The 5,091-nt window shown below is 54.2% G+C and carries 5 protein-coding genes; 2 read left to right on the forward strand and 3 right to left on the reverse strand.

Translation table 11 applies throughout. The annotated features are described in order from the left end of the window. Window positions 1-570: 570 nt before the first annotated feature. Both PQQ96_RS41565 and PQQ96_RS41570 read right to left on the reverse strand, forming a co-directional pair. Entirely contained in the window at window positions 571-1,581 is a 1,011-nt protein-coding gene (locus PQQ96_RS41565) for a radical SAM protein (RefSeq protein ID WP_408303155.1), read from the reverse strand. Window positions 1,582-1,652: 71 nt separating this feature from the next. Next, window positions 1,653-1,856 carry a hypothetical protein gene (locus PQQ96_RS41570; protein WP_408303157.1) on the reverse strand — a complete coding sequence of 68 codons (204 nt, stop codon included), beginning with the start codon at window positions 1,854-1,856 and terminating at the stop codon, window positions 1,653-1,655. Window positions 1,857-2,467: 611 nt separating this feature from the next. On the opposite strand from PQQ96_RS41570, the gene PQQ96_RS41575 reads away from it, so the two are divergent. Both PQQ96_RS41575 and PQQ96_RS41580 read left to right on the forward strand, forming a co-directional pair. After that, a complete protein-coding gene (locus PQQ96_RS41575) occupies window positions 2,468-2,815 on the forward strand; it encodes a hypothetical protein (protein WP_408303159.1) in 348 nt (115 codons plus the stop codon). A 368-nt stretch (window positions 2,816-3,183) separates the two neighbouring features. Further along, window positions 3,184-3,939, forward strand: a complete 756-nt coding sequence (locus PQQ96_RS41580; RefSeq protein WP_408303161.1) for a hypothetical protein — start codon at window positions 3,184-3,186, stop codon at window positions 3,937-3,939. Between the two features lie 841 nt (window positions 3,940-4,780). Here PQQ96_RS41580 and PQQ96_RS41585 read toward each other — a convergent pair. Further along, window positions 4,781-5,091: site-specific integrase (locus PQQ96_RS41585; protein ID WP_408303163.1), on the reverse strand; the 311-nt coding region annotated here is incomplete at its 5' end.

Genomic DNA, 5,091 nt, shown 5'->3' on the forward strand with positions numbered 1-5,091 from the left:
CTAGAAGCAATTGAATAGCGATCTGTCTGCGAGTTTGGTCGGACGGCACCGTTCCATTTTTCGAACTGTCTGAATTCTTGGTCTCGTCAAGATCGTCAGCGTGACAACGATCGCGACGGTTAATACGCTTATCAGACGAGCGCGTGCGTCCGGATCTTTGAGTGGTTGCGACGCGCCTGCTCGTCCTACTGGCGGGGGCGTTCTCCTCTCTCTGCGGTGCTGTTTAGCGCTCTCCTCGCTCCGCGGGCGGGCACAGCGGCCCCAGCTACACTCGCAAACGTAGGCTGTCCCAATCGAAGCGGTCGCCGGAAAATCGACTTTCGATGGAAGCGACCGTCCGTTCATGGCCGAGCGGAAGATCAGGCAGTCAAAAGAAGTAGCGCACTGATATCAGCACCGACGAGCAGATCGTGCTGCTCGGATCGCCCGGCCGCTCCACACCTTCTTGAGCATGCGGCGAAAAAGCTGCATCTGTCGAACGGCGCTGATAAAACACTTTCCGCCAACTAATGAGCCCTATTGCATTCACGCGGAGACGCCAAAGGCATCTGTCTCTCCTAAGAGGAATGGTCATGCGAGCTTCTGAGGCGGGTCTTGAGCAATGATCTTCACAGGAAAAGATCGGATGCTATTTGGGCACGCCAGCTCCTGCCGATTGCCGGACTCAAGCCCCGCAATCCATGTTCTAAGCAATCGATGATCTACCGCAACCTCTCCTGTCGCGGTAATTTCACCAATATTATTTTCAGCATCATTTAGCGCAACAGTGCATTTCCCCAAGGTTCCATTGGAGCGCACAACAAACGAATTAGGTTTTGATGCGTAGCAAATATAATCACTCAAATTTGAATTAACGATATTCAATCCCAAACTCTTCGCAAATTCCTGCAGAGAGTCGATGACCTCTCGATCATTCACCTCTTTAACATTCGAACCATTTGATCCCCCAAAATTCCCCACAGATCGAATCAACACCCTAAATCTTTCATCCCCGGAGAAATCTGTTGACAGCATCTTAATAAATTCACTTGCTTCCTTTACGGTGCCTGCATTGACATGTGCTCGTATTGTGACGGACAAGTCATTTTCGATTCGATTTTTTAATCGCACAAGACTACCGTAAACCTTTTCGAACGTTCCACCCCCTCCAGCAAGGCGTCTAGATTGATCATGGGTTTTTCCCACGCCATCCAAGGTTATCTGATAACTCTTTACGCCAGCCGTTATACACCAATCAAGACACTCTTCGTCGAGAAGGTATCCGTTTGTTGTTATATCGGAGATGTACTCCACGTTTAATTTGTCACATTCAGATTTTGCAAAAAATCCAATTGATTTTATTACACTAGGCGCCAAGAGCGGCTCGCCACCGAACCATGATATTATCAACTTGCGAAGCTTAGGGATCCGCATTGCTAAAAAACGAACCAATCTGTCCTGTATTTCTCTGGGCATCACTCCGTGAGAAAAATCCTCATAGCAATATGTGCACCTAAAATTGCACTTTTCAGTTGGCAGTATGATTAAGTGAAGCGAATTGAAAAAGTCAATTCGCTCCAAAATGGCCGGCTCTATAGACATGCAAACCTCTTTGAATAACGGTCACCTTCCAAAAAACCAGCCATGCCCAAAACACTGACGAGCAACGTCTCTTAAAGAGAAATGGGAACCGAGCAACACATAATGTTTATTGTTGTATCTAGTGGCTTTAAGGCTTGCTTATCAACAGCCTGCGCATTTTTTATTGCGGCCGTTAATTTATCATTTTTAATCGTCAGACTACCGTCCGCATTAACAACAATATCCTGAAGCGATATTGAGGGAAGTGATTTTTGATCCGGATTTGAAGTGATCATAAAGCTTTCTCCTTTGATTGGCGCATACATGCGTATAGACCACAATGCCTACATGAGAAGGCATAGGGCGAATATTAGGAGACGCCCCTCATCCCCATTCATTCTATTTCTGACTATTCCGCATTCCCAGAGAGTTGTGCCTACACATCAATAGATGATTATTCGAATCCTTTCTGTGCGAAACCGCACATTCTCCGCGTGGATTCTGGATTGCGAACTCGTAGCGTAGTCCGCGAAGCTACTTCACAAGACTTGGGCTTGAATCAATGTGTGATCGAAGGTTGCCTCCCATAGCCTTTCGTCCTTTCAGACCACGCCACGCTTTGTCGGGGGGCATCGGCCGCAGCGGCTCGGGGGGCTGTTGGAAGCCGCGTGACGTTTGATCGGTTTGTAGCTTTTAGCTGCCACGCCCAAGAGCGACCCACCGCGCCGGCCGATCAGTTGGCGAGCTTGACCACCGACGGAAGGTCCGTTGACTGGGCGGATCCGACGCTCGAACGTCCGTCCGATTGCGCAACCGAAAGACCGTAGATGGCCGAACTCCGCCCTTTGGCTCTATATCGGGATTGCGCAAATGATCGTTTAAGCAACGCCGGCGCGCGATAGATGCGATGGCCGTGGGAGGGTTCCCGCTCGTCGACCTGGAGGTGCGCCGGGGGCAGCAGTCCTACAACCGGGATGCCTTCCACGGTGCTGCGGGCGTGTCGCTTGCCCGGGACAAAGGCATTGCCGGAGACGATGGACTCGAGACGTATCTGAAGCACCGCATCATGGTGCTCAACGCCGGCGCGCTTGCGCAGGCGTTCGACGGCAGTACTGTCGATGATTATCGGGTGCGGGTGATCCGGAAGGACAACGCCAAGGACGATGTCGCCAAGGCGAAGGAACTGTTTGGCATTTATGTGAACTGGCGTATCGGGCGCGGGGAGGGTAGCGGCTACGAATCCGAGACTCGCTAGGAGGAACATCCCTTCTGGCGGGCCTGCGACGAAGCGGCCATCGCGAGCATCCATGAGAACTGGGCCGCGATCGGCAAGATCGTCGTCGCGGCCGAGCAGGCGTTCGCGATCAGCGATCGGTTCTGGCGTCCGGCCTCAGAGCTTGAGGCTATCGGCTGGGGCGATGGCGCAGCCGGGGGAGGGGGATTCTCCTGCTGCGTCTGAAGATAATTACACTCGGGGTCGCCTGCAACTGGCTTCGGGATGTCGCTCCCAAATTCTGAGTAAAAGCTTCAAATATCCCGCTTGGCGCCAATGTACTTGTAGCCCACGACGGCCCGTATCGTCCTATCCGTCTATCCGACCGCAACCAGCCCGGAGAAGGCCTGATGACCCGCCAGCTGATCCCGCTTGACCAACCAGAGGCGTGGCCTGTTCCACTGCTCTCGCTTCTGGACTGTTACCACGAACTGTTCCTGAACTGGGAGGTCGCCGCATGGAAGTTAGCTCCCTTGGCCTATGACGAGGCGGTCCGCGCCGTGGGCGACGCTCTCAGGCCCTATTCGGTCACCGGCTGGCACTGCACGCGTCTCACGGACGACGAAATCACGCAGATCGTCTGCTCCGGCATGCAACTGCCCGATGGCGCGACGCTGCGGCGGCGCATCCATGCACTGGTCACTGTGGGCCAGTTGACTGCCGATGCCAGCGCCCGGCTTGTAGCAGTCAACCAGGCTGACGAGAGCAACCGTGCCGGCCGACTGTGGTTTTGCTTTTTCCCGCCGCGTCGGGCAGGCGAGCACGGCATTGGGCGCTTTTTTCGCCATTGGGGCGGTGAGGCACTTTATAACTTGCATGAGAACGACCCTGTGACGTCACCGATCCTGCGCGCGATCGGGACACCGTGTGTGGTCGAGGCCGACGTGCCCGTGGCTTCACTCGCCCCCGGACACCGCCTCGCGATGAAGCTTATTCGCATCTATCTCATCAGTCACGGCTACGAGACGGATGAACCCGTGGAGCACGAAGACAGGTGCGTGCAACCCATTGCCGGCGACTGCATAAGGCGGGTTATCCGATATCCCGAACCGGATTTTCTGGCAATCACGGGATGCACTGAGTGGCGACATTTGCCCGGAACTTGATTAATAAAGGGGCATGCGGAATGGTTTGGGGCTGTGCGCGTACAAGGAACAGGTTATGCGATCAACGATCGCCATGGCTCTGGCCTGCACTTGGGCGGTGACGCAGTTATGCTGCGATCTTCGACCTCGTCGGTCCCTATGACGACCGTCGCGTTGCCTGCCCTGTAGCTTAGACGCGGCAAACGGGGCGCGCGAGTTCTCTGCGCTCGCGATCGAGCAACGTGGGTCTTGGGGAGTTCGAGGAATTGTTAGCTTCGAGGAGTATCAATGGTTGACCGGGACGAATCAACTGAGCGTTATGGCTATAGCATTCACACTGAAGCCATACGGCCTATGGGAAAGACGACACACGTCGCTAAGGTGACGAGGATGGTCGATCGGAAGCTTGGTGTTGACGTACCTTTTCCTGGAGAAGCTTGGGGCGAGAGCGCAGCCGACGCACTCAGCAAAATGAAAGAGCTCGTTGAAAAGTGGATCGCAGCGCAGGCGTAGGCTGTCACAATTCCGCGATTTAAGCACCCGCTTGCGCATGTCATCGGGAGCCGGATCCTTGTCGACGAGGCGGGTGCAAGGCCACGAATGCGCCGACGATCGAGGAAACGTTTTTGTGCGCACCTTTGCCAGCATGCCCTTGTAGTATTGGAATATCCAATCCGGTCGCTCAAAAGGCGAATGGGCGTCGCGAACAGTGGCAAAACTCGTGAAAACCTGCGAGATTCTATCGCCAAGGCATTGCTGTTCGCCTTTTGAGCGACCGAATAAGGTTATTGGGTCGCGCTGGGCTTGAACTGGTGATTCACATCGAGTCCCAACTTAGGCCGACACAAATCTGCGACGTCTGTTAGCCTAGTTTCAAAGCAAGATCGGACGCACGCGGATGATAGTACCGCTTGAGCATCTGGACCGTTTTGTGACCAGTGACAGCCGACAGTTCCAGCACATTGTCCAAGCGCTCGGCGATGCGTGACGTGGCTTCGTGCCGAAGGTCATGAAAATGCAGATTCTCGATTCCTGCGCGTTCACAAGCGCGGGTGAAGGATTTCTTTAGCGCATCGGGCGAGATCAACAGAACCCGTTCGCTGGAATGGCGCGGTTTTTTCGAGAGTTCCGTCAGAATTTGCACGGCTCGGGTCGAGAGCGGCACATCCCTAG

It is taken from the genome of Paraburkholderia sediminicola (genome assembly GCF_046027825.1).
GTDB lineage: Bacteria > Pseudomonadota > Gammaproteobacteria > Burkholderiales > Burkholderiaceae > Paraburkholderia > Paraburkholderia sediminicola_D.